This is a genomic window from Bradyrhizobium sp. USDA 4011 (genome assembly GCF_054063415.1).
The window spans coordinates 4,412,548-4,437,536 of the sequence record NZ_JBSSGG010000001.1; the positions used below are offsets into that span (position 1 = coordinate 4,412,548).

Below are 24,989 nucleotides of genomic sequence, written 5' to 3' on the forward strand. Positions count from 1 at the left end.
TGAAGCCATGCCCCGCCTTGTGCGCAATTGCGCACTGGAGCGGGGCATCCGGTATCCCGCGTCATCCAGCCTCACCGCTGTCGTCACGGAGTACCGGGTCATTCGCTTTGGCGGATGGTGGCTGGACCAAATTTGCGACCGCAAGGTTATCGAGGAAAAGATCATGACTGAAATTCGCGTTCCAACGCTCGGCGAATCCGTAACCGAGGCTACGATCGGCCGCTGGTTCAAGAAGGCCGGCGAGGCCGTCGCGGTGGACGAGCCGTTGGTGGAGCTGGAGACCGACAAGGTCACCATCGAGGTGCCCGCGCCGGTCGCCGGCACGCTGGGTGAGATCATCGCCAAGGATGGCGAGACCGTCGCCGTCGGCGCGCTGCTCGGCCAGATCAATGACGGTGCGGCTCCGGCCAAGCCGGCTGTTGCCGCCGCTCAGGCGAAGGCAGCGGCTGCTGCGGCGCCTGCCGCCGCTCCTGCACCGGCCCCTGCCGCGCCCAAGGTGCCGCCGGCGGATGCGCCGCTGGCGCCTTCGGTGCGCAAGCTGTCCGCCGAAAGCGGCGTCGATGCCTCCACCGTTCCGGGCTCGGGCAAGGATGGTCGCGTGACCAAGGGCGACATGCTGGCCGCGATCGAGAAGGCCGCCTCGGCGCCGACCCCGGTCAACCAGCCGGCCGCCGCCGTGCAGGTCCGTGCGCCGTCGCCGGCGGACGATGCCGCGCGCGAGGAGCGCGTGAAGATGACCCGGCTGCGCCAGACCATCGCGCGCCGCCTCAAGGACGTGCAGAACACCGCCGCGATGCTGACGACCTTCAACGAGGTCGACATGACCGAGGTGATGAAGCTGCGGGCCCTCTACAAGGATCCGTTCGAGAAGAAGCACGGCTCGAAGCTCGGCTTCATGGGCTTCTTCACCAAGGCGGTCGTGCAGGGGCTGAAGGACATTCCGGCCGTCAACGCCGAGATCGACGGCTCTGACCTGATCTACAAGAACTACTACCACATCGGCGTCGCGGTCGGCACCGACCGCGGCCTGGTGGTGCCGGTGGTGCGCGACTGCGACCACAAGTCGATCGCCGAGATCGAGAAGTCGATCGCCGATTACGGCCGCCGCGCCCGCGACGGCCAGCTCAAGATCGACGAGATGCAGGGCGGCACCTTCACCATCACCAATGGCGGCATCTACGGCTCGCTGATGTCGACGCCGATCCTCAACGCGCCGCAGTCCGGCATCCTCGGCATGCACAAGATCCAGGAGCGGCCGATGGTGGTCGGCGGCAAGATCGAGGTGCGGCCGATGATGTATCTGGCGCTGTCCTACGATCACCGCGTCATCGACGGCAAGGAAGCGGTCACCTTCCTGGTGCGCGTCAAGGAGAGCCTGGAAGATCCGGCACGGCTTGTGCTGGATCTCTAAGGTCGTATCGCGCGCGGCGCCCGATCGGTTCGGGCGTCGCGTTTCGTTGGGTGCTTACGTTTGGGGATCGATGTGACGGATAAGGTCGTTGTCATCACCGGCGGCAGCCGCGGCATCGGCCGCGCCACCGCACTTGCGGCTGCCGCGCGCGGCTATCGAGTCGTGGTCGGCTACGCCACAAATCAGGCTGCGGCCAACGAGGTCGTCGCCGCGATCGAGGCCAGCAACGGCAAAGCGATCGCGGTGAAGTGCGACGTCGGCAGCGAGCAGGACATCCTGGCGCTGTTCAAGGCGGCCGACGGGTTCGGCACGCTCGGCGCGCTGGTCAACAATGCCGGTATCGTCGGCAAGAGCGGTGTGCGTGTCGACGAGATGTCGGCCGAGCGCATCCAGCAGATGATGGCGGTCAACGTCACCGGCAGTATCCTGTGCGCGCGCGAGGCGGTGAAGCGCATGTCGACCAGGCACGGCGGCCAGGGCGGCGTCATCGTCAACCTCTCCTCGGTCGCGGCAAGGCTCGGCGCGCCCAACACCTATGTCGACTATGCCGCCTCCAAGGGGGCGATCGATTCCTTCACGGTCGGCCTCGGTTACGAAGTCGCGGGTGAAGGCATCCGCGTCGCCGGCATCCGGCCCGGGCTGATCGACACCGACATCCACGCCGCGGGCGGCGAGCCCGATCGCGCGCACCGGCTGGCCCACATGGTGCCGATGAAGCGTGTCGGCACCGCGGACGAGATCGCCAACGCCATCGTCTGGCTGATCTCCGACGAAGCCTCCTACGTCACCAGCGCGATCCTCGACGTGTCGGGCGGTCGCTAGAGCGTTTTCGAGCGAAGTGGATACCGGTTCGCGTGAAAAAAACGCGTCAAGACAAGAACCTAGAGCCCCGTTCCGATTCAGTCGGAACGGGGCTCTAGAACACGATCAAGCAGCGGGAAGCGGCCTTCCGATCGGACCGCGCCCGCCCAACTGTCACAGAGTTTAGCTACAGGACCTCTATCATGGCTTCTTACGATCTCGTCGTCATCGGCACTGGCCCCGGCGGTTACGTCTGCGCGATCCGCGCGGCGCAACTCGGCATGAAGGTTGCCGTCGTCGAGAAGAACGCGACGCTGGGCGGCACCTGTCTCAATGTCGGCTGCATGCCGTCGAAGGCGCTGCTGCACGCCTCCGAGATGTTCGAGGAAGCCGCGCACTCCTTCGCCAAGATGGGCGTCAGCGTCTCCGCGCCGAAGCTCGATCTGCCCGCGATGATGGACTTCAAGCAGCAGGGCATCGACGGCAACGTCAAGGGCGTCGAGTTCCTGATGAAGAAGAACAAGATCGACGTCCTCAAGGGCACCGGCAAGATCATCAGGGCCGGCAAGGTCGAGGTCTCCGGCGACGGCAAGTCCGAGACCGTCGAGACCAAGAACATCGTGATCGCCACCGGCTCCGACATCGCGCGGTTGAAGGGCATCGACATCGACGAGAAGCGCATCGTGTCGTCGACCGGCGCGCTATCTCTGGAGAAGGTGCCGTCAAGCCTGCTGATCGTCGGCGCCGGCGTGATCGGGCTCGAGCTCGGCTCGGTCTGGCATCGTCTCGGTGCCAAGGTCACCGTCGTGGAATTCCTCGACCGCATCCTGCCCGGCATGGACGGCGAAGTGGCGAAGCAATTCCAGCGCATCCTGGAAAAGCAGGGTTTTGCCTTCAAGCTCGGCGCCAAGGTCACCGCGGTCGACACCTCGGGCAAGACGCTTCAGGTCAAGGTCGAGCCAGCCGCGGGCGGCGCCGCGGAAACCATCCAAGCCGACGTCGTGCTCGTGTGCATCGGCCGCGTGCCCTACACCGAAGGCCTCGGGCTGAAGGAAGCCGGCGTTGCGCTCGACAATCGTGGCCGCGTCGAGATCGACGCGCACTTCTCGACCAATGTGAAGGGCATCTACGCGATCGGCGACGTCGTGGCCGGGCCGATGCTGGCGCACAAGGCGGAAGACGAGGGCGTTGCCTGCGCGGAGATCATCGCGGGCCAGGCCGGCCATGTGAACTACGACGTCATTCCAGGTGTGGTGTATACCACGCCGGAAGTGTCGTCGGTCGGCAAGACCGAGGAAGATCTCAAGCAGGCCGGCGTCGCTTATACCGTCGGCAAATTCCCGTTCACCGCGAACGGCCGCTCCAAGGTCAATCAGACCACCGACGGCTTCGTGAAGGTTCTCGCAGATGCGAAGACGGATCGTGTGCTCGGCGTGCACATCGTCGGCCGGGAAGCCGGCGAAATGATCCACGAGGCCTGCGTCCTGATGGAATTCGGCGGTTCGGCCGAGGATCTGGCGCGCACCTGTCACGCACATCCGACCCGCTCCGAAGCGATCAAGGAAGCCGCGCTTGCGGTGGGCAAGCGCGCCATCCATATGTGATCGAACATCCCGGTCGCGTGCCGGGTAGAGATCGTAGTGATGTTGCGCCGCCTGCTTCAGCCGTTCTGGGTCCTGCTTGCGATCATCTTCCTGATCGAGGCCTGGCTATGGGATCACGTCGAGCCGATCGTGGCCCGGGTGGTGGCGTGGATCCCGCTGCCCGCGTTCAAGCAATGGCTTGCCGACCGGGTCGATTCACTGTCGCCGGCGATGACGCTGATCGTCTTCGTCGTGCCGCTGATCCCGCTGTTTCCCCTCAAGCTGGTCGGAATCTGGCTGTTGGCGAACCAATACTGGTTCAGCGCGGTCTCGCTGATCCTGTTCGCCAAGATCGTCGGCGTCGGCGTCACCGCTTTCCTGTTCGACGTGACGCGATCGAAACTGCTGGAGATGCCCTGGTTCGAGGCGCTCTATAATTACGTGATGGCCCTGCGCGCCAAGGCCACCGCGCTGGTCGAGCCGGTCAAGCGGCGCATCCTCGAGATGATCAGTGGCGATGGTGACGGCTGGACCGCGCGCACGCTGCGCCTGATCGCGCGCTTCCGCAAAAGCGTCCACCAGACCAGCAAGGTGCTCTAGGCAACGACCCTTTCCCCGTCATCCTGAGGCGCGAGCGGAGCGAGCCTCGAAGGATCGACGGCCACCAGCCAGGCCGTTCATCCTTCGAGACGCGCGCAATGCGCGCTCCTCAGGATGACGGAGGGAAGGCGGAGCCTTTCAGCTCAATGCAAGGGCAGCAGATGCGGCTGGAACAGGCCGAGCAAGGTCATCGCGACGCCGGCGAGCGTCACCAGGCCTGACACCCAGGCCAGCGCGGCGATGCCGGTGATGATGGTCGCGGACGCCAGCACGATGGCGATCTGGAAGGCGGCGGAGGCAAGCTCGAAGTGATGATATTTCGCGGTGGCCTCGTCGCGCTGATGCTCGGCGTGCTTGGCGCGTTCGGAGAGTTGCTCTGATCCCTCGCCGGTCTCCGGCTCCGAGCGGTAGCGTGCCGCGGTCTTCTGCCAGTCGTCGATCTGCTTCTGCAGCGCGGCCTTGGCCGCCTCGTCGGTGGTGGTCGCGAGGTTGAGCTTGCCCTGTTCGGCTGCGGTCTGCACCGCGGTGCGGCGGATGCTCTTGGCCTGGAAGAAGGCCCAGAGGTTGGAGGCCTCGACGTTCTTGCTGATCGATTCGGTCTGGGCGCCCTTGCCGAGCGTTTCCGACAGCGCCAGGCAGAGCGCGATCACGGCGATCAGGAGGGCGATCTTCCTGTTCTCGGCCGACGCATGCTCGGCATGCTCCGCGTGCTCCATACTTTCATGCGCGCTCATGATTCCCCCTCCGGATGAGACCGCGCCACGATTGCTGAATGCGGCGCACAAGGCAAGGGCCGAGCGATTTGTGGCAGCCGTATGAATGAATATGAACGGTGCAAGATGAACGGCGCATCGGTGCGGGGCCTGAGCCCGCGCCTCATTTTGAACTTGGACTCGGGCGCTCAGCCGCGTGGGTGCGCGGAGCGATAGACTTCGAGCAGGCGCTCGCTGTCGATGCCGGTGTAGATCTGCGTGGTCGACAGCGATGCGTGGCCGAGCAATTCCTGGATCGCGCGCAAATCGCCGCCGCGGCTGAGCAGATGGGTGGCGAAGGAGTGCCGCAACGCATGCGGCGTTGCGCTGTCGGGCAGGCCGAGCGCGCCGCGCAGCCGCTCCATGGTGAGCTGGATGATGCGCGGGCTTAAGGGTCCACCGCGCGCACCGACGAACATCGGCCCGGTCGGGCTGAGCTGATGCGGACAGATCGCCGCATAGTCCGCGATCAATTGCAGCACGTTGTGCAGCACCGGGACCATGCGGGTCTTGTTGCCCTTGCCGGTGACGACCAGCACGTCGCCTTCGCCCGGCTGCGGCACGTCGCGCCGCTTCAGCCCCAGCGCCTCGGAGATGCGCAGACCGGAGCCATAGAGCAGCGCCATCACGGCGGCGTCACGCACCAGGATCCAGGTCTCGCGGGTTTCGCCGGCGCGCTCGTCGGCATCGGCAAAGCGCTTCGCCGCTTCCATATGGATCGGCTTCGGCAGGCTCTTCGCCACCTTGGGGGCGCGGATCGCCGAGAGCGCACCGACCTTGCCCTTGCCTTCGCGCTCCAGGAAACGTCCGAACGAGCGCAGGCCGGCCAGCGCCCGCATCAGCGATCGCCCGCCGATCTCCTCAGTGCGGCGCATCGCCATGAAGGCGCGGACATCGCTGGCCTCGAGCGCGGAAAATGCCGCAAGCGTCACGCGCGCGCCCCAGTGCCCGGCCAGGAAGGTCAGGCATTGACGCACATCGCGGGCGTAGGCCTCGAGCGTCTTCGGCGACAGCCGCCGCTCGGCGCGCAGATGCGACAGCCAGCGCGTCATCTCCTGCGTGACCGACACGTCGGCGCAGTCGAACTCAAGCGGTTGCATGGGCTGATCGGTCCGGGCCATGTCTTGAGCGGGCATGTCTTGAGCGGGCACGTCCTTAAGGGCTATTGGCGCTGCTAATCTCCTGATTATATCGCACTGCCTTCGTTTACCGTTCGCTAAGACCGCGCAGCGGTGCTAGCCCGGCTCAAAGCTCTGATTCAATGGACCACACCACGCGCCCCAGCCCAGCCTCCGCATCGACGACCCGCGTCGTCGACGTGCTGGTGCCTGTCGCGCTGAACCAGACCTATTCCTACCGCGTGCCGCGCGGCATGGAGCTTGCGCCCGGCGATGTGATCTGTGTTCCGCTTGGGCCGCGCGAGGTCGTCGCGGTGGTGTGGGCCGAGAATGCCAAGCCGGATCCGCGGCTGCACAACCGGCTCAAGGACGTCAGCGAGAAGCTCGATGTTCCGCCGCTCAGGGCCGAGCTGCGCCAGCTCGTCGACTGGGTCTCCACTTACACTCTGTCGGCGCGCGGCATGGTGCTGCGGATGACGCTGCGGATGGGCGACAACCTTGGGCCGGAGCGGACGCGGCTCGGGGTGCGCCTCGTGGGCGAGCCGCCACGGCGCCTGACACCGGCGCGCCGGAGGCTGATCGAGGTGCTGTCGGATGGCTTGCTGCACGGCAAGTCCGAGGCGGCGCGGGAGGCCGGCGTCAGCTCGGGCGTGGTCGACGGCCTGGTCGACGAGGGCACGCTGACGGTCGAGGCGATGCCGCCGCCCGCACCGCCACCCATTCCCGATCCCTCCTATGCGCAGCCGGATTTCTCGCGCGAGCAGCGCAGCGCGGTCGATGTGATGCGGACGCTGGCGGCGAGCGGCAGCTTTCACGTCGCACTGCTCGACGGCGTCACCGGTTCCGGCAAGACCGAGGTCTATTTCGAGGCGATCGCGGAGAATATCCGCCGCGGCAAGCAGACCCTGATCCTGATGCCGGAAATCGCGCTGACCGGCCAGTTCCTCGACCGTTTCGCGCAGCGCTTCGGCGTGCGACCGCTGGAATGGCATTCGGAGCTCACGCCGCGCACGCGGGCGCGAAACTGGGCGGCGATCTCCGAGGGCAAGGCGCCGGTCGTGGTCGGCGCCCGCTCCGCGCTGTTCCTGCCTTACGCCGATCTCGGTCTCATCATCGTCGATGAGGAGCACGACCAGGCCTACAAACAGGACGAGGGCGCGCATTATCACGCGCGCGACATGGCGGTGGTCCGCGCCCATATCGCCAGGATCCCGATCGTGCTGGCGTCGGCGACGCCCTCGGTCGAGAGCGAGGTCAATGCGCGCAAGGGGCGCTACCAGCGCGTGGCGCTGCCGTCGCGGTTCGGCGGCCAGCACATGCCGCACATCGAGGCGATCGACATGCGCCGCGCGCCGCCGCCGCGCGGGCGCTTCATCTCGCCGGTTCTGGCCGAGCAGATTCGCCATGCGATCGAGCGCCGCGAGCAGGCGCTGCTGTTCCTCAATCGTCGCGGCTACGCGCCGCTGACGCTCTGCCGCGCCTGCGGCCACCGCTTCGCCTGCACGATCTGCGACGCATGGCTGGTCGATCATCGCTTCCGGCAGCGGCTGGTCTGCCATCACTGCGGCTTCTCGATGCCGCGTCCGAACATCTGCCCGCATTGTGCGGCCGAGGAATCGCTGGCCGCCGTCGGTCCCGGCGTCGAGCGCCTGCAGGAGGAGGCCGCTCACATTTTCCCCGAGGCCCGCACCATGGTGCTGTCGAGCGATCTCATCACCTCGATCGAGACCATGCGCAGCGAGCTCAACGAGATCGCCGAGGGCCGCGTCGACATCATCATCGGCACCCAGTTGGTGGCCAAGGGGCACAACTTCCCGCGGCTCAATCTGGTCGGGGTCATCGATGCCGATCTCGGCCTCAGCAACGGCGATCCGCGCGCCGCCGAGCGGACGTTCCAGTTGCTGAACCAGGTGGTCGGCCGTGCCGGCCGCGAGCAGGGCCGTGGCATCGGCTATCTGCAGACCCACCAGCCGGAACATCCGGTCATCAAGGCCCTGATCGCGAACGACCGCGAGGCGTTCTACGCCAGCGAGATCGATATCCGCGAGCGCACCGGCTATCCGCCGTTCGGCCGGCTGGCGAGCCTGATCGTCTCCGCCGGCGATCGCCCGACGGCGGAAGGCTTTGCCCGCAAGCTCGCCGCGATGGCGCCGCTCGACGAGCGGATCCAGGTGCTCGGCCCCGCCGAGGCCCCGCTTGCCGTCATCAAGGGCCGCTACCGCTTCCGCCTGCTGGTGAAGTCGCTGCGCAATGTCGACCTGTCACAATATCTGCGCGAATGGCTCGAGGCCGGTCCGAAGACCAAGGGCAATCTGAAGCTCGAGGTCGACGTCGATCCGCAGAGCTTCCTGTAGGCGAGCCGGCAAAGAAAAAGCCTGCCGTCATTCGCGACGGCAGGCCTTTTGGCGCGAAGCAGGCCTCGCGGCCGTTACGCAACGCAACGCTTACTGAAGCGCTTACGAGACGACCTCGGCGGTGACGCGGCCGACGCCGGCGCCGGTCAGGCCGATGGCGCGGGCTGCGCCGGTCGAGAGGTCGAGCACGCGGCCGCGGACGAACGGGCCACGATCGTTCACGGTGACGACGACGCTGCGGCCGCCATGGGTGACACGGAGCTTGGTGCCGAACGGCAGCGAGCGGTGGGCCGCAGTCATGGCGTTCTGGTTGAAGCGCTGGCCGGAAGCGGTGCGGCTGCCCGACTCATTGCCGTAGAACGAGGCCATCCCAGAGAACGTGTGGCCGCCGGAGGGCTGGATCGATGCATTGGCATCGCGCCAGGACGAACCTTCGGCGCGGGCCTGGTGATGATGATGGCGATGATGGTGGTGCCTGGACTTCGCGGACGCCTCGGTCACGCTGCCCCCGACCAGGATAGTTGCGGCTACAAAAGCAAGCGCCGTACGCGAGCGGGTGACATTGCCCGCCGGCTTCTTGATATTCAGCATTGATAAGACCCTCAGACAGTATTGCCGCTAACACGGCAAGTGGAACCCCCGTCCCTTCGTTGACCAAAGCCGTTTGGTTTCGCAATGAGGCACGAATTGGGCAGTAATTCCCAATTGTCTCGGGCTGAAATATCTTGTTACCGCGTTGGGGTATTCAATCGAGGTTCCGTAATCTTGGCCTTTAACGAATTTTTAACCAAGAATATACTCGCGAATACTGATTAGTAGGCTAGCGGTAAGTTTTCAGTAAGTAATCGCCAAATGAAACGGCTGTGCGTTTCGGGTTCCTTGCGCGCTCGGCCATAGGCCCATGCAATTTTCGATGGAACAAATACGCGATGACGTGGCTCGGGAGCTGCGCGCTGAATTTCCGCGCGCCGAATTTTTCTGATTGGAGCGCCGGCTGCGGTCGCCAAAAACCGCATGCGACAAGGCGGCTCGCACGATGCCGTCATGTTGCACCTGCGCGATTGCTATGTTAGCAAAGCCGCGATTTTAACGATCCCGGCACGTCCTGTGCCGGTCGAAAATCGAAGTCCCGCTTGAATTCCAAGGGCTTGGATCGCTAGGCGCTGCTTTGGTGGCGACGGTTTTTCCCTTGCGAATTTGACAGCAAAAAAGAGCGAGCTCGTGGCTGCTGAAGATCCGTCCGTTTCGGGAGTGTCCGGTCGTTACGCAACGGCCCTGTTCGAGTTGGCGCGCGACGAGCAATCCGTCGATCAAGTCAGGGCCGATCTCGACAAGTTCGAAGCCATGCTCAACGACAGCGCCGATCTCAAGCGCCTCGTCCGCAGCCCGGTGTTTGCCGCGGACGCCCAGCTGAAGGCGCTGACGGCGGTGCTCGACAAGGCCGGCATCGCCGGCACGTCGGCGAAATTCCTCAAGGTGCTCACCGCCAATCGCCGGCTGTTCGTCGTGGCCGATGTGATCCGCGCCTATCGCGCGCTGGTGGCGAAGTTCAAGGGCGAGGCGACTGCGGAAGTCACCGTCGCCGAGCTACTCAGTGACAAGAATCTCGACGGGCTGAAGGCCGCACTGAAATCAGTGACGGGCAAGGACGTCGCGCTCAACGTGAAGGTCGATCCCTCCATTATCGGTGGCCTGGTGGTCAAGCTCGGCAGCCGCATGGTGGATAGTTCGCTTCGCACCAAACTCAATTCGATCAAGAACGCGATGAAAGAGGCAGGCTGATGGACATCCGCGCCGCAGAAATTTCTGCGATCCTCAAGGACCAGATCAAGAATTTCGGCCAGGAAGCCGAAGTCACCGAAGTTGGCCAGGTGCTGTCGGTCGGTGACGGTATCGCTCGCGTCTACGGTCTCGACAACGTCCAGGCCGGTGAAATGGTCGAGTTCGAGAACGGCACGCGCGGCATGGCGCTCAACCTCGAAACCGATAACGTCGGTGTCGTGATTTTCGGCGCCGACCGCGAGATCAAGGAAGGCCAGACCGTCAAGCGCACCCGCGCGATCGTGGACGCGCCGATCGGCAAGGGCCTGCTCGGCCGCGTCGTCGACGCGCTCGGCAACCCGATCGACGGCAAGGGCCCGATCCAGGCCACCGAACGCAAGCGCGTCGACGTCAAGGCGCCCGGCATCATTCCGCGCAAGTCGGTGAACGAGCCGATGGCCACCGGCCTGAAGGCGATCGATGCGCTGATTCCGATCGGCCGCGGCCAGCGCGAGCTGATCATCGGCGACCGTCAGACCGGCAAGACCGCGATCGCGCTCGACACCATCCTGAACCAGAAGCCGCTGAACGCCCAGCCGGACGAGAACCTCAAGCTGTATTGCGTCTACGTCGCGATCGGCCAGAAGCGCTCCACCGTCGCGCAGTTCGTCAAGGTGCTGGAAGAGCAGGGCGCGCTGGAATACTCGATCATCGTCGCGGCCACCGCGTCCGATCCGGCCCCGATGCAGTACATTGCGCCGTTCACCGCCTGCACCATGGGCGAGTACTTCCGCGACAACGGCATGCACGCCGTGATCATCTATGACGATCTGTCCAAGCAGGCCGTCGCCTACCGCCAAATGTCGCTGCTGCTGCGTCGCCCGCCGGGTCGCGAAGCCTATCCGGGCGACGTGTTCTACCTGCATTCCCGCCTGCTCGAGCGCGCCGCCAAGCTCAACAAGGAGCATGGCTTGGGCTCGCTGACGGCGCTGCCGGTCATCGAAACCCAGGCCAACGACGTGTCGGCCTACATTCCGACCAACGTGATCTCGATCACCGACGGCCAGATCTTCCTGGAAACCGACCTGTTCTTCCAGGGCATCCGCCCGGCGGTGAACGTCGGTCTGTCGGTGTCGCGCGTCGGTTCGTCGGCGCAGACCAAGGCAACCAAGAAGGTCGCCGGCAAGATCAAGGGTGAGCTCGCGCAGTACCGCGAAATGGCGGCGTTCGCGCAGTTCGGCTCGGACCTCGACGCCTCGACCCAGCGCCTGCTCAACCGCGGCTCCCGCCTGACCGAGCTACTGAAGCAGCCGCAGTTCTCGCCGCTGAAGATGGAAGAGCAGGTTTGCGTGATCTGGGCCGGCACCAACGGCTACCTCGATCCGCTGCCGCTCAACAAGGTGAAGGCGTTCGAGGACGGCCTGCTGTCGCTGCTGCGCGGCAAGAACGTCGAGATCCTCGACGCGATCCGCACCAGTCGCGATCTGTCCGACGACACCGCAGCCAAGCTCAAGACGGTGGTCGAGGGCTTCGCCAAGACGTTTGCGTAAGAAGACGTTTGCGTAGGAAGACCTTCGCACAGGGGCATCGCCTGGCCGTCGGCCGGGCGATAGGAACAGAGAGGCTTGCGATCTGACCGTTGCGGTCGGATTGCCGGGGTGGACGAAGAATGGCGTCACTGAAAGACATGCGGGTCCGCATCGCCTCGACCAAGGCGACGCAGAAGATCACCAAGGCCATGCAGATGGTCGCAGCCTCGAAGCTGCGCCGCGCGCAGAACGCCGCCGAGGCGGCGCGGCCCTATGCCACCAAGATGGATGCGGTGATTTCCAACATCGCCGCCGCGGCCAACGGCTCGCCCGGCGCGCCGGCGCTGCTGGCGGGCACCGGCAACGACCAGGTGCACCTGCTTCTGGTCTGCACCGGCGAGCGCGGCCTGTCCGGCGCTTTCAACTCCGCCATCGTGCGCCTCGCGCGCGAGCGGGCGAACGCGCTGCTCGCGCAAGGCAAGGAAGTCAAATTCTTCTGCGTCGGCCGCAAGGGCTACGAGCAGCTGCGGCGGACGTTCGAGAAGCGGATTGTCGAGCACCTCGACCTGCGTTCGGTGCGGCAGATCGGCTTCGTCAACGCCGAGGACATCGCCAACAAGGTGCTGGCACGGTTCGAGGCCGGCGAATTCGATGTCTGCACGCTGTTCTATTCGCGCTTCCAGTCGGTGATCGCGCAGATCCCGACCGCGCAGCAGATCATCCCGCTCGAGGTGGCTGCACCGGCCGCCAGCGCGGCTCCCGCGACCTCGTACGAATACGAGCCGGAAGAGGACCAGATTCTCGGCAGCCTGCTGCCGCGCAACCTTGCGGTGCAGGTCTTCCGTGCGCTGCTGGAGAACAACGCCTCGTTCTACGGCGCGCAGATGAGCGCGATGGACAGCGCGACGCGCAACGCCGGCGAGATGATCCGTAAGCAAACCCTGATTTACAACCGAACCCGTCAGGCCCAGATCACGAAGGAGCTGATCGAGATCATCTCCGGCGCTGAGGCGGTCTAAGGCAGATTTTCGAAGGAGAATAGTCCATGGCTACAGCAGCCAATCAGATCGGTCGCGTTACCCAGGTCACGGGCGCCGTGGTCGACGTGCAGTTCGAAGGCCACCTTCCGGCGATTCTGAATGCGCTCGAGACCAAGAACGGCGGCAACCGCCTGGTGCTCGAAGTCGCGCAGCATCTCGGTGAATCGACCGTCCGCACCATCGCGATGGATATCACCGAAGGTCTGGTGCGCGGCCAGGAAGTCACCGACACCGGTGAGCCGATCCGGGTGCCGGTCGGCGAAGGCACGCTCGGCCGCATCATCAACGTCATCGGCGAGCCGATCGACGAAGCCGGTCCGATCAAGTCCGAAGGCCTGCGCGCCATCCACCAGGAAGCGCCGAGCTACACCGACCAGTCGACCGAAGCGGAAATTCTCGTCACCGGCATCAAGGTCGTCGATCTTCTTGCTCCGTACGCCAAGGGCGGCAAGATCGGCCTGTTCGGCGGCGCCGGCGTCGGCAAGACCGTGCTGATCCAGGAACTGATCAACAACGTCGCGAAGGCGCACGGTGGTTACTCCGTGTTCGCCGGCGTCGGCGAGCGGACCCGTGAAGGCAACGACCTCTATCACGAGTTCATCGAATCGAAGGTCAACGCCGATCCGCACAATCCGGATCCGAGCGTGAAGTCGAAGTGCGCGCTGGTGTTCGGCCAGATGAACGAACCGCCGGGCGCCCGCGCCCGCGTCGGTCTGACCGGTCTGACGGTCGCCGAGCACTTCCGCGACCAGGGCCAGGACGTGCTGTTCTTCGTCGACAACATCTTCCGCTTCACCCAGGCGGGTTCGGAAGTGTCGGCGCTCCTCGGCCGTATTCCTTCGGCGGTGGGTTATCAGCCGACGCTCGCGACCGACATGGGCGCGCTGCAGGAGCGCATCACCACCACCCAGAAGGGCTCCATCACCTCGGTGCAGGCGATCTACGTGCCGGCCGACGACTTGACCGACCCGGCGCCCGCGACCTCGTTCGCGCATTTGGACGCCACCACGGTGCTGTCGCGCGCGATCTCGGAAAAGGGCATCTATCCGGCGGTGGACCCGCTCGACTCGACCTCGCGCATGCTGTCGGCGCTGGTCGTCGGTGAAGAGCACTACAACACCGCGCGTATGGTCCAGCAGATCCTCCAGCGCTACAAGTCGCTGCAGGACATCATCGCCATTCTCGGCATGGACGAGCTGTCGGAAGAGGACAAGCTGACGGTCGCCCGCGCCCGCAAGGTCGAGCGCTTCCTGTCGCAGCCGTTCCACGTCGCCGAAGTCTTCACCGGCTCGCCGGGCAAGTTCGTCGACCTCGCCGACACCATCAAGGGCTTCCGCGATCTCTGCCAGGGCAAGTACGACCATCTGCCGGAAGCGGCGTTCTACATGGTCGGCACCATCGAGGAAGCCATCGAGAAGGGCAAGAAGCTCGCCGCCGAAGCGGCCTAAGCAAGCGAATGGCGAATAGGGAGTAGCGAATAGTCAATCGCCTACTCCCTGCATCGCCATCAGCTATTCGCCACTCACTATTCGCAGGTTCCCATGGCCACCTTCCACTTCGATCTCGTCTCTCCCGAAAAGCTCGCCTTCTCCGGCGAGGTCGATCAGGTTGACGTCCCCGGTGTGGAGGGTGATTTCGGTGTGCTCGCCGGACACGCGCCGGTCGTCGCCACGATTCGTCCGGGTATCCTGACGATCACGACCGCGGGCAAGCGCGAGAAGGTGATCGTGCTCGGCGGCCTTGCCGAGGTGTCGGACAAGGGCCTCACCGTGCTCGCCGACGTCGCGACCACGCTTGCTGATCTCGATCGCGCGAAGTTCGCCGAGACGATCAACGAGATGCAGGAGAAGCTCTCCGAGAAGGAAGGCTCCGAGCTCGACCACGAGATCGAGCGGCTCGATCACTTCAAGAGCATCCAGCACGAGCTCAACGCGACCGCTATGCACTAAGGCGCGATTGCCGACCAGCGATCGCGCCATATCGTCGAGTGAGCCGGCTCCCTTTGTGAAATCGCTCACACTTTTCCAGTCATCGTCTGTCAAGACTTGAAGCATTCAACGCTCGCCGTACGCCGGCGGGCGGTGGATTGTTGTTGCGCCCGGAAGCGTGTGTGACGGCAGGACTGCGCGTTGCGGTCGGGACGCCGGGACGGCGTGCCGCGCTGCGCGCCGGCTACTTTCATGCCGCGCAAGAAATCCCGCTGTGCGATCTGCATCGCGCCTCGCTCACGCCGGCCGCGGTCGCCACCGAGCTCGGCACTTCACTCCGGCAATTGCATGCGCTGTTTGAGCCGGCATGACGCCGGGTGATGCACGGCGCCTTCCGCCGCAGGATCAGCCGGCGAATTCCGCGAACCGGATCGCGACCGCCCGATAGACCTCGCGGCGGAACGGCACCACCAGATCGGCGACGCGATCGAGACGCTCCCAGCGCCATTGATCGAACTCGGCGGGCTGGCCGTTGCGCGGCGTCAATGGATCGATATCCTCGTCGCGCCCGGTGAAGCGCAGCGCAAACCATTTCTGCCGCTGGCCGCGGAATTTGGCCAGCCGATGCGATGCCGGCCCGTCATAGGCCGGGAATTCGTAGGTCATCCAGTCGGTCTCGCCGAGATAGTCGGCGTTGACCGCCCCGGTCTCTTCCCACAATTCACGCATCACGGCCTCGCGCGGGTCCTCGCCAGCGTCGATGCCGCCTTGCGGCATCTGCCATTCGAGGCCGGGCAGCACGATCTCCGGGCCGTCGTCCTTGATCCGATGGCCGATCAGCACGCGTCCGTCGCCGTTGAACAGCGCGATGCCCACATTGGGGCGATAGGGCTTATCTGATGACATCTCGACCGGTGCCGCCGCGCGTTTGTCTGGCCGATCATATGGCCGTCTATTTGGCCGCCAGACCGGCGAATTCCTTCACGACGCGCTCATAGACCGGACGCTTGAACGGCACAATCAGCTCCGGCAGATTCTTCATCGGCTCCCAGCGCCAGGTGATGAACTCGGCCTTGTGGCCGCCGCCGGGGTGGGCGACGTTGATCTCGTTCTCGTCGCCGGTGAAGCGCAATGCGAACCACTTTTGCCGCTGGCCGCGGTAGCGACCCTTCCAGGCGCGCCCTGCGACCGTGCGCGGGATATCGTAGATCAGCCAGTCCGAGACCTCGCCGAGCTTCTCCACCGACTTGACGCTGGTCTCTTCATAGAGCTCGCGCCGTGCGGCCTGAAACGTATCCTCGCCGGGATCGACGCCGCCTTGCGGCATCTGCCAGACATGCGCGTCGTCGACATGCTCGATGCCGCCGGCGCGGCGTCCGATGAAGACCAGTCCCGCCGTATTCAGCAGCATGATGCCGACGCAGGTTCGATAGGGCAGGTCTTCATAACGTGCCATGCCGCCGCTACCTCGCACAGTTCCTGGCGCCGCCGACCCGGCCCCCCGGCAAGGTCTTAGGTTGCACCAACAGATTGATCTCTAGCCCGATTTTGATTTCAGCATCGCCGTTGTCAATGGCACAAGCATGATACCCTTGGAGTCCAGTGTCTTGAGCCAGGCACCGAGCCGCTCGATCGAGACCGGCAGCGCCGAGGCGACGCCCACGGCCGTGCCGCGTTCCTTGGCGATCGTTTCCAGCTTGACCAGCGCGCGGTCGATTTCCGCCGATGTCGGCACCGCGTCGATGGCGAAATCGGCCTTGGCGAACGGCAACGATTGGCCGGTCGAGAGGCTCTGCGCGACGCTGCGCGGGGTGGAACCGTCGTCGAAAAAGCTCAGGCCGCGCTTGGCCGCCTCGCGCACGATGGGCTGCATCACGGGATCGGTCGCGACGAACCGGGCTCCCATGAAATTGGCGATCCCGGCATATCCCTGCAGGCGGCTGAGGTGCCAATAGAGACGGTCGAGATTCTGCTCGCTGCTCAATGTGGTCAGCAGGGTCTGCGGGCCCGGATCGTTGTCGGGATAGTCGAACGGCTCCATCGGGATCTGCAGCAGGATCTCGTGGCGCTGCGTCCGGGCGCGTTCCGCGAGCTTGCCGGGATCGGCGCCGTAGGGCGTGAAGGCCAGCGTCACGGCCGGCGGCAGCTTCATGATGGCGTCGGTGGTCTTGGCGGCGCCGACCCCGAGGCCGGCGACCACGATGGCGACCACGGGCATCCGGGCCGCCTTGGCGCGGTCGGCTTCGGCCGCATAGACCGTGAACGGCTTCAGGCCGTCGGCGACCGCAGTGGGATCATGCCGTAGCGCGATTTTTCCAGCAGGCGCGGGTCGATCCCGGTCATCGCGAGCGGCGGCGCGTCGCCATCCGTCGTCTTTTCGGCCGGATCGCCGGCACCGATCACCACGTCCTGGCGCTTGCCGCTGGAGCCGTCGATGATGGTGACGGTCCTGGCGTCGTTCTTGGCATCGCCGGCTGCGGCCGGCGCCTTGGTGGCGGATTTGACCACGGGTTCGGCCGGGGCGTGTTTATCGTCGGCGGCTGCGGGCGGGGGATTACGGAGCGTGATGCGGGCAATCGGTTCGCCGCCGAGCGGATTGTCGTTGAACAGCGCGACGCCGGCGAAGCCGACCAGCACGAGGCCTAGCAGCACGGCTAACGCCTGCATCGCCGTGAATGGCAAGCGGACACGGCGCGTCCTGCCCACGGTGTTCTGCCCAAGCGGCGTGCTCAGTTCGTCGGCCGCTTCTGCCATGACCCTCCCCGAATCAACAGCGCGAACGATAGCACGATGCGGTGCATTCCCGCGCGCCAGCCTCCCCGTCAAAGCACGGCTGGCGGTGGACGGCGAAAGCAGAACGGGCGGCCCGAGGGCCGCCCTTTTCGCCTAAACCATTGGATGGGATCAGTTCGCGGCCTTGTTGCCGGGCTTGTCGACCGCGGCCTTGTCGCCGGGCGCTGCCGGTGCCGGCGTCGCGCTCGAGGTCGACTTGATGCCGTGCAGCAGGTCGTCTGCCATCTTCAGCGCCTTGTCGTCCTTGGCGTCCGGCGGGACGTAGGACTGCGAGCCGGTCTTCTCGTCGCCGTCGTTCTTCAGATGGCCGCGCAGCGAGGCCTCGCCCTTGGTGTCGGTGCGCGCCTTCAGCTCTTCCGGCACGTCCTGCAGCACCTCGATGTCGGGCACGATGCCCTTGGCCTGGATCGACTTGCCCGATGGCGTGTAGTAGCGCGCGGTGGTCAGGCGCAGTGCGCCGTTGCCCGAGCCGAGCGGGATGATGGTCTGCACCGAACCCTTGCCGAACGAGCGGGTGCCGACCAGCGTCGCACGCTTGTGGTCCTGCAGCGCGCCGGCGACGATTTCGGAGGCCGATGCCGAGCCGCCATTAATCAGCACGATGACCGGCTTGCCCTTGGTCAGGTCGCCGGGATGCGCGGCGCGGCGCTGGGTTTCCTCGGCATTGCGTCCGCGGGTCGAGACGATCTCGCCGCGCTCCAAGAAGGCGTCGGACACCGTGACCGCTTCTTCAAGAAGGCCGCCGGGGTTGTTTCTGAGATCGATGATGTAGCCCTTCAGCTTGTCGCCGATCTGGCTCTGCAGGTTGGCGACCTCCTTCTTCAGGCCTTCGGTGGTCTGCTCGTTGAAGGTGGTGATGCGGATATAGGCGATGTCGTCGGCCTCGACGCGCGCCCGTACCGAGCGGACACGGATGTTGTCGCGCACCAGCGTGACGTCGATCGGATTGTCCTGGCCCTTGCGGATGATCTTGAGCTTGATCTTGGTATTGACCGGACCGCGCATCTTCTCGACGGCCTGGTTCAGCGTCAGGCCCTGCACCGCTTCGTCGTCGAGATTGGTGATGATGTCGTTGGCCATGATGCCGGCCTTCGAGGCCGGGGTGTCGTCGATCGGCGAGACGACCTTGATCAGGCCGTCTTCCATCGTGACCTCGATGCCGAGACCGCCGAACTCGCCGCGGGTCTGCACCTGCATGTCGCGGAAGCTCTTGGCGTCCATGTAGCTCGAGTGCGGATCGAGACCGGACAGCATGCCCGAGATCGCGGACTCGACGAGCTTGCTGTCGTCCGGCTTCTCAACATAGTCGCTGCGCACCCGTTCGAACACGTCGCCGAACAGATTGAGCTGGCGGTAGGTGTCCGACGTCGCGGCGCGCGCGCTCGATCCCATCAGCACAGCGCGGGGCTGCGTGACGAAAAGCGTCAGGGCCGCGCCGGTGGCGGCGCTAAGGAGAATTACCGAAGTCTTGCGCATCATCCGCGAACCTTTTCGCCTTCATTTGCGGCCCACCATGGACCTGGATCGATTGGAGTGCCGTCTTTCCGGAACTCGACATAGAGCACTGGCTGGCTCGCATTGGTCGCGAGAATGGATGCAACCTGGGACGTCGACCCCATGGTCGCAACCGGCTCCCCCGTTAGCACAAACTGGCCGATGTTTACCGAAATACGCTCCATCCCGGCGATCAGGACATGATACCCGCCCCCGGCATTGAGGATCAAGAGTTGTCCATAGCTGCGGAAAGGACCAGCGTAAACAACCCAGCCGTCACACGGGGTTGTGACCTGCGCGCCCGGTTTGGCGACCAAGGAAATGCCCTTTTGTACGCCCCCCGCGCCGTCGGAACCGCCAAATTCGCGAATCTTGGTGCCATTCACGGGATAGGAGAACAGGCCTTTGGCCGAGGCGAAGGCGACCGCCGGGCTCATGCGGGCCGGGTCCTTGAGCGCCCCCAGATTGGGCTTGCCGTTCACGGTCGCCGGGGCCCCCTGGAGGCTGGCCGTGGCGGCGGCCTTGGCTGCGCTCTTGAGATCCTGCTCCATCTTGGCGATCAGGCTCTGCAGATCGGCGGCCTGCTTCGACAGCGCGATGGCGCGGGCGCCCTCGGCCTCCAAGTCCTTTTCGGCCGCGCTTTGCTGGCGCTGCCGTTCGTCGACCAGCGCCGCCAGGCGGGTCTGGTCTTCCCTGAGTTTGTCGCGGTCGGCCGCCAGCGCATCGCGTTCGGTCGAGATGGTCTTGCGCAGCGCCACCAGTTCGCCGAGATCGGCCGCAAGCTTTTCGGCGCGGACGCGCAATTCCGGCACCACCGCGCCGAGCAGCATCGCGGTGCGCAGCGATTGCAGCGCGTCCTCGGGCCGCACCAGCAGCGCTGGCGGCGTGCGCCGTCCGGCGCGCTGCAACGCGGCCAGCACCTCGATCACTTCGGAGCGGCGTGAATCGAGCGAGCCGCGGATGTCGCGCTCGCGGCCGTCGAGCGGCTGCAGGCGCGCCTCGGCGTCGGCGATCCGCGTCTCGACGCCGCGCACCTGGCCGGCAATGTCGATCAGCTGCTGATTGAGCTTGCTGCGGTCCTGGCCGATCGCGGCGATGTCGGCCTTCAGCTTCTCCTGCAACTCGGTGGCCTTGCGCTGCTGTTCGCGCGCGGCCTCGAGCTCCTGCTCGCGCTGCTTGATGGCGTCGGGCGATGTCTCCGCTGTTGCGGCCTGCTGTGCCGGCGGGGCGGACTGTTGCGCGGGTGGTGTCGCCTGCGCATGCGCCGCGGCCAGCGGATACGCGGCGAGCATGGCGATCGACAGAGGCAGGGATGCCGGCAACCAGCGGCGGCGGGCGGTGCCGAGATGCGAATCCGAAGCTGTGTCCCGCTTGTGCTGCATTCGCGTGCGTTCGGCGCTTTCGACTGTCCGTCACCGCGCCTCAGGCGCGATGGTAGGGGTGGCCGGCCAAAATGGTTGCGGCCCGATAAATCTGTTCCAGAAGCATGACGCGGACCATTTGGTGCGGCCAGGTCGCGGAGCCGAATGCAATACGCAACGAAGCCTTGCGCTGCAATTCAGGCGAAAGTCCGTCCGCGCCGCCAATCAAGAAGACAGTATGTGCTGCCCCCTCGTCGCGCCAGCGGCCGAGCTGCTGCGCAAAGCTTGCGCTGTCGATGCTCTTGCCGCGTTCGTCGAGCGCGACCAGCATGTGCTTTTCCGGCAGCAGCGCCGCGATCGCCGCGGCCTCCTCGGCGATGCGCGCGGGCGTGTCGCGCGCGCGGCTCTCCGCAATCTCATGGATGTCGAGGCCGCGAAAGCCGAGCTTGCGGCCGATATCCTCGAAGCGCTCGCGGTAACGCTCGGCGAGCTCCCGTTCAGGGCCCTGTTTCAGGCGGCCGATGCAGATCACGACAAGGCGCATCAGCGCAAACTATATGCGCTGCAGCCGATTCGCATCGGCTTCGATACGCCTTAGACCGCCGCGACCGCCGGGTTCTGAGTCCACAACCGCTCGAGGTTGTAGAACTCACGCACCTCAGGCCTGAACACGTGCACGATCACCTCGCCGGAATCGATCAGCACCCAGTCGCAATTGGGCAAGCCCTCGACGTGGATGTTCTTGACCCCGTTTTCCTTGAGGCTCTTCGTCACATTTTCCGCGATCGCGCCAACGTGCCGGTTAACCCGGCCGGTGGTGACGATCATGTAGTCGGAATATGCGGATTTGCCGCGAAGGTCGATGGTGACCGTCTCTTCCGCCTTCATGTCGTCGAGGCGAGAGAGGATCAGGCTCAGCGTCTTGTTGGCATCCGGCTTGTCGGCATCCGGTTGCGCCTGCAAGGCCGCGGTTTTCGTCGATGTTTTACGCGCAGTCTTGGGACCTGAAGTCTTGGGAACCTTGGGTAAAACAGACTTGGACAATACAGATGTGGCCAGGGACCATTCCTTTCACTGTATCGCGGGCGCCGAATCCTCGGCCCCACGCGCCATATTACGCATGTGGGGTTAATGGTTTCAATATTCCAGTAACCCTTTTGCGCCTCACGCCGTTCTCCAGCTCCCGTCCGGGTTCCGCAGTCCGGTCGAAGACAGATTGGATTTCATTCCTGTCAGGAACACCCATGCCGGCGCCTGTTGGTCGGCCAGCCGTGTCGCCTGATTTTCGGGCAAACGATAGCGCATGAGCGCCTGCGCCGCCGGTGCGGCCAGGGCGCGGAAACTCTGGGGCGGACGGTCGATCACGGCAATCGGCACGTCGGACGCGATGCGCCGCCAATCTTTCCAGCGATGGAATTGCGCGAGATTGTCAGCGCCCATGATCCAGACGAAGTGCACGCCGGAGACACGGCGGCGCAAATGGATGATCGTGTCGACAGTGTAGCGGACACCGATGACAGCTTCGAGACAGCTGATGTCGATACGCGGATCGTCGGCAACGCGACGCGCGGCCGCGGCGCGCTCGTTGAGCGCATGCAGGCCGTCATGGTTCTTCAGCGGATTGCCCGGCGTCAGCAGCCACCATACGCGGTCGAGCTGCAAACGCTTGAGCGCGAACTGGCTGATGGCGCGATGCGCGGCGTGCGGCGGATTGAACGAGCCGCCGAGCAGCCCGATGCGCATGCCGTTGGTATAGAACGGAAGCGCCTGGGCTGGGGATAACGGCACGGTGGAAGCTTGTTGCAAGGGTCTACCGTGCGCGTGCGACAATGATCACGGCCGGGTCTGCCCGGTGCCGTGGACGCGGTACTTGAAGCTCGTCAGCTGCTCGGCGCCGACCGGCCCGCGGGCGTGGAATTTGCCGGTGGCAATTCCGATCTCGGCGCCGAAGCCGAACTCGCCGCCATCGGCGAATTGGGTCGAGGCGTTGTGCAGCACGATCGCCGAATCGACCTCGTTGAGAAATCTCTGCGCGGCAGCGGCATCCTCCGTCACGATCGCATCGGTGTGATGCGAGCCGTGATCTTGAATATGCGCAATCGCTTCATCGAGACTGCCGACGATCTTCGCCGAGATGATCGCGTCCTCATATTCGGTGTCCCAGTCCTCGTCGGATGCGGGCTTCACCCTGGCATCGGCGCCTTGCACGATGTCGTCGCCGCGCACCTCGCAACCGGCATCGATCAACATCTCGACCAGCGGTTTCAGCTTCGTCGCGGCAGCGTTGCGATCGATCAGGAGGGTTTCGACGGCGCCGCAGACGCCGGGACGGCGCATCTTGGCGTTCAGCACGACCGCCTTGGCCATATCGAGCCTGGCGCTGGCATCGACATAGATGTGGTTGACGCCCTCCAGATGCGCGAACACCGGAACGCGCGCCTCCGCCTCGACGCGCGCGACCAGGCTCTTGCCGCCGCGCGGCACGATCACGTCGATGCCGCCGTTCAATCCCGTCAGCATCAGGCCGACGGCCGCGCGGTCACGGGTCGGCACCAAGGTGATCGCGGCCTCAGGCAGGCCGGCTTCACGCAGGCCCTGCACCAGACAATCATGGATCGCGCGGCAGGATCGGAAGCTGTCGGAGCCACCGCGCAGGATCACGGCGTTGCCGGATTTCAGGCACAGCACGCCGGCGTCGGCGGCGACGTTGGGGCGGCTTTCGAAGATCACGCCGATCACGCCGAGCGGCACGCGGACACGCTCGATGGTCATGCCGTTCGGGCGCTGCCAGCTTTCGGTGACGGCGCCGACCGGATCAATGATCTCGCGCACGGTGGCCACGCCATCGGCCATGCCGGCGACGCGCGCCTGCGTCAGCGTCAGGCGGTCGACGAAGGCAGAGGTCATGCCGGCAGCCCGCGCCTCGGCGACATCCTCGGCATTGGCGGCGAGGATGGCCGGCGCGTTGGCGCGGATCGCGCGCTCGATCGCGGCGAGCGCCTGGTTCTTCTGCTCCGGCGGCGCCAGCGCCAGCACGCGCGCGGCGGCGCGCGCCTTGGCGGCGAGGTCGGTCATCAGGGCGGCGAGATCGGCGTTGCCGTCGATCGCCTTCAGGGGGGCGCTCATGGAATTTCCGGCTTTGGATTAAGGCCATGTTCTAGCATGGCAATTGAGGGGTGGCGAGGCGCGGAACCGGCATGGCAGGTGGGCGGCAGGCTGCCTCGCTCGGCCAATGGCCTACCCGATGGCCTACTTGGCCGGGATCGCGCCGGCCGGGCCGATCACGAGGTCGTCGCGGTGGATCATCTCCGACCGGCCGCTGATGCCCAGGATGGCCATCACGTCGGGCGAGGAGCGGCCCTTGATCTTCTCGGCATTCTCGGCGTCGTAGGCGACGAGGCCGCGGCCGATCTCATGGGTGTCGGGGCCGCGCACCACCACGGCATCGCCGCGGGCGAACTGGCCGTCGACCCGGATCACGCCGGCTGGCAGCAGGCTCTTGCCGGCGCGCAGCGCCGCCACCGCACCGGCATCGATGGTCAGCGTGCCCTTCGGCTCGAGCGAGCCTGCGATCCAGCGCTTTCGCGCGGTAACGGGATTGGCCGGGGTCAGGAACCAGGTGCAGCGGCCGCCGTCGGCGATCGCCTGCAAGGGATGCTCGATCTTGCCGGAGGCGATCAGCATATGGGTGCCGGCGGTGGTCGCGATCTTCGCCGCCTCGATCTTGGTGGTCATGCCGCCGCGCGACAGTTCGGAGCCGGCCGAGCCGGCCATCCCCTCGATCTCCGAGGTGATGCTTTCGACCACCGGGATCAGCTTCGCGTCGGGATCGAGCGCGGGCGGCGCGGTGTAGAGGCCGTCGATATCGGACAGCAGGATCAACAGGTCCGCGCTCGCCATGGTGGCGACGCGGGCGGCGAGGCGATCATTGTCGCCGTAGCGGATCTCGGTGGTCGCGACCGTGTCGTTCTCGTTGATGACGGGCACCGCGCGCCATTCCAGCAGCTTGGCGATGGTCGAGCGCGCATTGAGATAGCGGCGGCGCTCCTCGGTGTCCTGCAGCGTCACGAGGATCTGCCCGGCACCGATGCCGTGATGGCCGAGCACCTCCGACCAGATTCGCGCCAGCGCGATCTGGCCGACTGCCGCGGCGGCCTGGCTCTCTTCGAGCTTCAGCGGGCCGCGCGGCAGCTTTAGGCGGCTGCGGCCGAGCGCGATCGAGCCCGACGACACCACCATGATCTCGCGGCCGCCCTTGTGCAGCTTTGCGATATCGTCGACCAGCGCGGCGAGCCAGGACGCGCGGACTTCGCCGGCCTGCGAGTCGACCAATAGCGATGAGCCGACCTTGACGACGATGCGGCGAAAGTTCTTGAGCGCGGGGCGTTTCATGGGTTCGGTCTGGCAGGAAGGTGGAAGCAAGAGGCGCCACGATGGGCTTGGAAGTGGGGTGGCCTGAGAGAT

The 24,989-nt window shown here is 65.4% G+C and carries 23 protein-coding genes and 1 pseudogene; 11 read left to right on the plus strand and 13 right to left on the minus strand.

Translation table 11 applies throughout. The features are described from left to right. Positions 1 to 163 precede the first annotated feature (163 nt). From odhB to ACVW1C_RS20720, 4 genes are all read left to right on the plus strand, one after another. Positions 164 to 1,411: a 2-oxoglutarate dehydrogenase complex dihydrolipoyllysine-residue succinyltransferase gene (odhB, locus tag ACVW1C_RS20705; RefSeq protein WP_456759989.1), complete on the plus strand. Its 1,248-nt coding sequence runs from the start codon at positions 164 to 166 to the stop codon at positions 1,409 to 1,411. 72 nt (positions 1,412 to 1,483) lie between these two features. Beyond that, positions 1,484 to 2,233, plus strand: a complete 750-nt coding sequence (locus tag ACVW1C_RS20710; protein ID WP_456759990.1) for an SDR family oxidoreductase — start codon at positions 1,484 to 1,486, stop codon at positions 2,231 to 2,233. A gap of 182 nt (positions 2,234 to 2,415) precedes the next feature. Next, a complete protein-coding gene (gene lpdA / locus ACVW1C_RS20715; RefSeq protein ID WP_456759991.1) occupies positions 2,416 to 3,816 on the plus strand; it encodes a dihydrolipoyl dehydrogenase in 1,401 nt (466 codons plus the stop codon). A 39-nt stretch (positions 3,817 to 3,855) separates the two neighbouring features. Beyond that, positions 3,856 to 4,395, plus strand: a complete 540-nt coding sequence (locus ACVW1C_RS20720) for a hypothetical protein (RefSeq protein WP_456759992.1) — start codon at positions 3,856 to 3,858, stop codon at positions 4,393 to 4,395. A gap of 143 nt (positions 4,396 to 4,538) precedes the next feature. On the opposite strand, the gene ACVW1C_RS20725 is transcribed toward ACVW1C_RS20720, so the two are convergent. Both ACVW1C_RS20725 and ACVW1C_RS20730 read right to left on the minus strand, forming a co-directional pair. Beyond that, positions 4,539 to 5,129, minus strand: a complete 591-nt coding sequence (locus ACVW1C_RS20725) for a DUF4337 domain-containing protein (protein WP_456759993.1) — start codon at positions 5,127 to 5,129, stop codon at positions 4,539 to 4,541. A 167-nt stretch (positions 5,130 to 5,296) separates the two neighbouring features. Continuing rightward, positions 5,297 to 6,247: a tyrosine recombinase XerC gene (locus ACVW1C_RS20730; RefSeq protein WP_456759994.1), complete on the minus strand. Its 951-nt coding sequence runs from the start codon at positions 6,245 to 6,247 to the stop codon at positions 5,297 to 5,299. 161 nt (positions 6,248 to 6,408) lie between these two features. Between ACVW1C_RS20730 and ACVW1C_RS20735 the strand changes: the two genes are divergently transcribed. Next, on the plus strand, positions 6,409 to 8,619 hold the full coding sequence (locus ACVW1C_RS20735) for a primosomal protein N' (protein ID WP_456759995.1): 2,211 nt from the start codon (positions 6,409 to 6,411) through the stop codon (positions 8,617 to 8,619). 102 nt (positions 8,620 to 8,721) lie between these two features. Here ACVW1C_RS20735 and ACVW1C_RS20740 read toward each other — a convergent pair whose 3' ends face one another. Beyond that, a complete protein-coding gene (locus ACVW1C_RS20740) occupies positions 8,722 to 9,210 on the minus strand; it encodes a septal ring lytic transglycosylase RlpA family protein (RefSeq protein ID WP_456759996.1) in 489 nt (162 codons plus the stop codon). A gap of 630 nt (positions 9,211 to 9,840) precedes the next feature. On the opposite strand from ACVW1C_RS20740, the gene ACVW1C_RS20745 reads away from it, so the two are divergent. The 6 genes from ACVW1C_RS20745 (at position 9,841) to ACVW1C_RS20770 (ending at position 15,248) form a co-directional block, all read left to right on the plus strand. Further along, positions 9,841 to 10,401 (plus strand): F0F1 ATP synthase subunit delta, encoded by a 561-nt coding sequence (locus ACVW1C_RS20745; protein ID WP_456759997.1) that lies wholly within the window; start codon positions 9,841 to 9,843, stop codon positions 10,399 to 10,401. After that, complete coding sequence (gene atpA, locus ACVW1C_RS20750; RefSeq protein ID WP_456759998.1) at positions 10,401 to 11,930, plus strand: F0F1 ATP synthase subunit alpha; 1,530 nt, start codon at positions 10,401 to 10,403, stop codon at positions 11,928 to 11,930. The genes ACVW1C_RS20745 and atpA overlap by 1 nt, the downstream gene beginning before the upstream one ends. A 119-nt stretch (positions 11,931 to 12,049) precedes the next feature. Continuing rightward, on the plus strand, positions 12,050 to 12,928 hold the full coding sequence (locus ACVW1C_RS20755) for a F0F1 ATP synthase subunit gamma (protein ID WP_173639623.1): 879 nt from the start codon (positions 12,050 to 12,052) through the stop codon (positions 12,926 to 12,928). 26 nt (positions 12,929 to 12,954) lie between these two features. After that, positions 12,955 to 14,397: a F0F1 ATP synthase subunit beta gene (atpD, locus tag ACVW1C_RS20760; protein ID WP_456759999.1), complete on the plus strand. Its 1,443-nt coding sequence runs from the start codon at positions 12,955 to 12,957 to the stop codon at positions 14,395 to 14,397. A gap of 93 nt (positions 14,398 to 14,490) precedes the next feature. Next, positions 14,491 to 14,898, plus strand: coding sequence for a F0F1 ATP synthase subunit epsilon (locus tag ACVW1C_RS20765; protein WP_456760000.1), 408 nt, complete (start codon positions 14,491 to 14,493; stop codon positions 14,896 to 14,898). 161 nt (positions 14,899 to 15,059) lie between these two features. After that, entirely contained in the window at positions 15,060 to 15,248 is a 189-nt protein-coding gene (locus ACVW1C_RS20770; protein ID WP_456760001.1) for a hypothetical protein, read from the plus strand. Between the two features lie 34 nt (positions 15,249 to 15,282). On the opposite strand, the gene ACVW1C_RS20775 is transcribed toward ACVW1C_RS20770, so the two are convergent. The 10 genes and pseudogenes from ACVW1C_RS20775 to proB all read right to left on the minus strand — a co-directional run bounded on the left by ACVW1C_RS20775 (position 15,283) and on the right by proB (position 24,917). Further along, entirely contained in the window at positions 15,283 to 15,783 is a 501-nt protein-coding gene (locus tag ACVW1C_RS20775; RefSeq protein WP_456760002.1) for an RNA pyrophosphohydrolase, read from the minus strand. A gap of 46 nt (positions 15,784 to 15,829) precedes the next feature. Next, positions 15,830 to 16,333: an RNA pyrophosphohydrolase gene (locus ACVW1C_RS20780; protein ID WP_092121642.1), complete on the minus strand. Its 504-nt coding sequence runs from the start codon at positions 16,331 to 16,333 to the stop codon at positions 15,830 to 15,832. Between the two features lie 81 nt (positions 16,334 to 16,414). Further along, positions 16,415 to 17,631 (minus strand): annotated as a pseudogene (locus ACVW1C_RS20785) (divergent polysaccharide deacetylase family protein). Positions 17,632 to 17,781: 150 nt separating this feature from the next. After that, positions 17,782 to 19,149: a S41 family peptidase gene (locus ACVW1C_RS20790; protein ID WP_456760003.1), complete on the minus strand. Its 1,368-nt coding sequence runs from the start codon at positions 19,147 to 19,149 to the stop codon at positions 17,782 to 17,784. Then, positions 19,146 to 20,546 carry a murein hydrolase activator EnvC family protein gene (locus tag ACVW1C_RS20795; protein ID WP_456760004.1) on the minus strand — a complete coding sequence of 467 codons (1,401 nt, stop codon included), beginning with the start codon at positions 20,544 to 20,546 and terminating at the stop codon, positions 19,146 to 19,148. Before ACVW1C_RS20795 ends, ACVW1C_RS20790 begins: the two co-directional genes overlap by 4 nt. A 40-nt stretch (positions 20,547 to 20,586) precedes the next feature. After that, positions 20,587 to 21,069, minus strand: coding sequence for a 23S rRNA (pseudouridine(1915)-N(3))-methyltransferase RlmH (gene rlmH / locus ACVW1C_RS20800; protein ID WP_456760005.1), 483 nt, complete (start codon positions 21,067 to 21,069; stop codon positions 20,587 to 20,589). 50 nt (positions 21,070 to 21,119) lie between these two features. Next, the gene (gene rsfS, locus ACVW1C_RS20805) at positions 21,120 to 21,488 is read right to left on the minus strand and encodes a ribosome silencing factor (RefSeq protein WP_173640701.1); all 369 of its coding nucleotides are present in this window, start codon (positions 21,486 to 21,488) and stop codon (positions 21,120 to 21,122) included. A gap of 201 nt (positions 21,489 to 21,689) precedes the next feature. After that, on the minus strand, positions 21,690 to 22,313 hold the full coding sequence (locus tag ACVW1C_RS20810) for a nicotinate-nucleotide adenylyltransferase (protein WP_176534335.1): 624 nt from the start codon (positions 22,311 to 22,313) through the stop codon (positions 21,690 to 21,692). A 45-nt stretch (positions 22,314 to 22,358) separates the two neighbouring features. Next, positions 22,359 to 23,651, minus strand: coding sequence for a glutamate-5-semialdehyde dehydrogenase (locus ACVW1C_RS20815; protein WP_456760006.1), 1,293 nt, complete (start codon positions 23,649 to 23,651; stop codon positions 22,359 to 22,361). A gap of 123 nt (positions 23,652 to 23,774) precedes the next feature. Next, on the minus strand, positions 23,775 to 24,917 hold the full coding sequence (proB, locus tag ACVW1C_RS20820; protein ID WP_456760007.1) for a glutamate 5-kinase: 1,143 nt from the start codon (positions 24,915 to 24,917) through the stop codon (positions 23,775 to 23,777). Positions 24,918 to 24,989: the final 72 nt, after the last annotated feature.

What these genes read in the sequence shown, in the direction of transcription:
- odhB (WP_456759989.1), top strand. Translation starts at nt 164, where the DNA reads ATGACTGAAATTCGCGTTCCAACGCTCGGCGAATCCGTAACCGAGGCT.
- lpdA (WP_456759991.1), top strand. Translation starts at nt 2,416, where the DNA reads ATGGCTTCTTACGATCTCGTCGTCATCGGCACTGGCCCCGGCGGTTAC.
- ACVW1C_RS20720 (WP_456759992.1), top strand. Translation starts at nt 3,856, where the DNA reads ATGTTGCGCCGCCTGCTTCAGCCGTTCTGGGTCCTGCTTGCGATCATC.
- ACVW1C_RS20725 (WP_456759993.1), bottom strand. Translation starts at nt 5,129, where the DNA reads ATGAGCGCGCATGAAAGTATGGAGCACGCGGAGCATGCCGAGCATGCG.
- ACVW1C_RS20730 (WP_456759994.1), bottom strand. Translation starts at nt 6,247, where the DNA reads ATGCAACCGCTTGAGTTCGACTGCGCCGACGTGTCGGTCACGCAGGAG.
- ACVW1C_RS20735 (WP_456759995.1), top strand. Translation starts at nt 6,409, where the DNA reads ATGGACCACACCACGCGCCCCAGCCCAGCCTCCGCATCGACGACCCGC.
- ACVW1C_RS20740 (WP_456759996.1), bottom strand. Translation starts at nt 9,210, where the DNA reads ATGCTGAATATCAAGAAGCCGGCGGGCAATGTCACCCGCTCGCGTACG.
- atpA (WP_456759998.1), top strand. Translation starts at nt 10,401, where the DNA reads ATGGACATCCGCGCCGCAGAAATTTCTGCGATCCTCAAGGACCAGATC.
- ACVW1C_RS20755 (WP_173639623.1), top strand. Translation starts at nt 12,050, where the DNA reads ATGGCGTCACTGAAAGACATGCGGGTCCGCATCGCCTCGACCAAGGCG.
- atpD (WP_456759999.1), top strand. Translation starts at nt 12,955, where the DNA reads ATGGCTACAGCAGCCAATCAGATCGGTCGCGTTACCCAGGTCACGGGC.
- ACVW1C_RS20765 (WP_456760000.1), top strand. Translation starts at nt 14,491, where the DNA reads ATGGCCACCTTCCACTTCGATCTCGTCTCTCCCGAAAAGCTCGCCTTC.
- ACVW1C_RS20775 (WP_456760002.1), bottom strand. Translation starts at nt 15,783, where the DNA reads ATGTCATCAGATAAGCCCTATCGCCCCAATGTGGGCATCGCGCTGTTC.
- ACVW1C_RS20780 (WP_092121642.1), bottom strand. Translation starts at nt 16,333, where the DNA reads ATGGCACGTTATGAAGACCTGCCCTATCGAACCTGCGTCGGCATCATG.
- ACVW1C_RS20790 (WP_456760003.1), bottom strand. Translation starts at nt 19,149, where the DNA reads ATGATGCGCAAGACTTCGGTAATTCTCCTTAGCGCCGCCACCGGCGCG.
- ACVW1C_RS20795 (WP_456760004.1), bottom strand. Translation starts at nt 20,546, where the DNA reads ATGCAGCACAAGCGGGACACAGCTTCGGATTCGCATCTCGGCACCGCC.
- rlmH (WP_456760005.1), bottom strand. Translation starts at nt 21,069, where the DNA reads ATGCGCCTTGTCGTGATCTGCATCGGCCGCCTGAAACAGGGCCCTGAA.
- ACVW1C_RS20815 (WP_456760006.1), bottom strand. Translation starts at nt 23,651, where the DNA reads ATGAGCGCCCCCCTGAAGGCGATCGACGGCAACGCCGATCTCGCCGCC.
- proB (WP_456760007.1), bottom strand. Translation starts at nt 24,917, where the DNA reads ATGAAACGCCCCGCGCTCAAGAACTTTCGCCGCATCGTCGTCAAGGTC.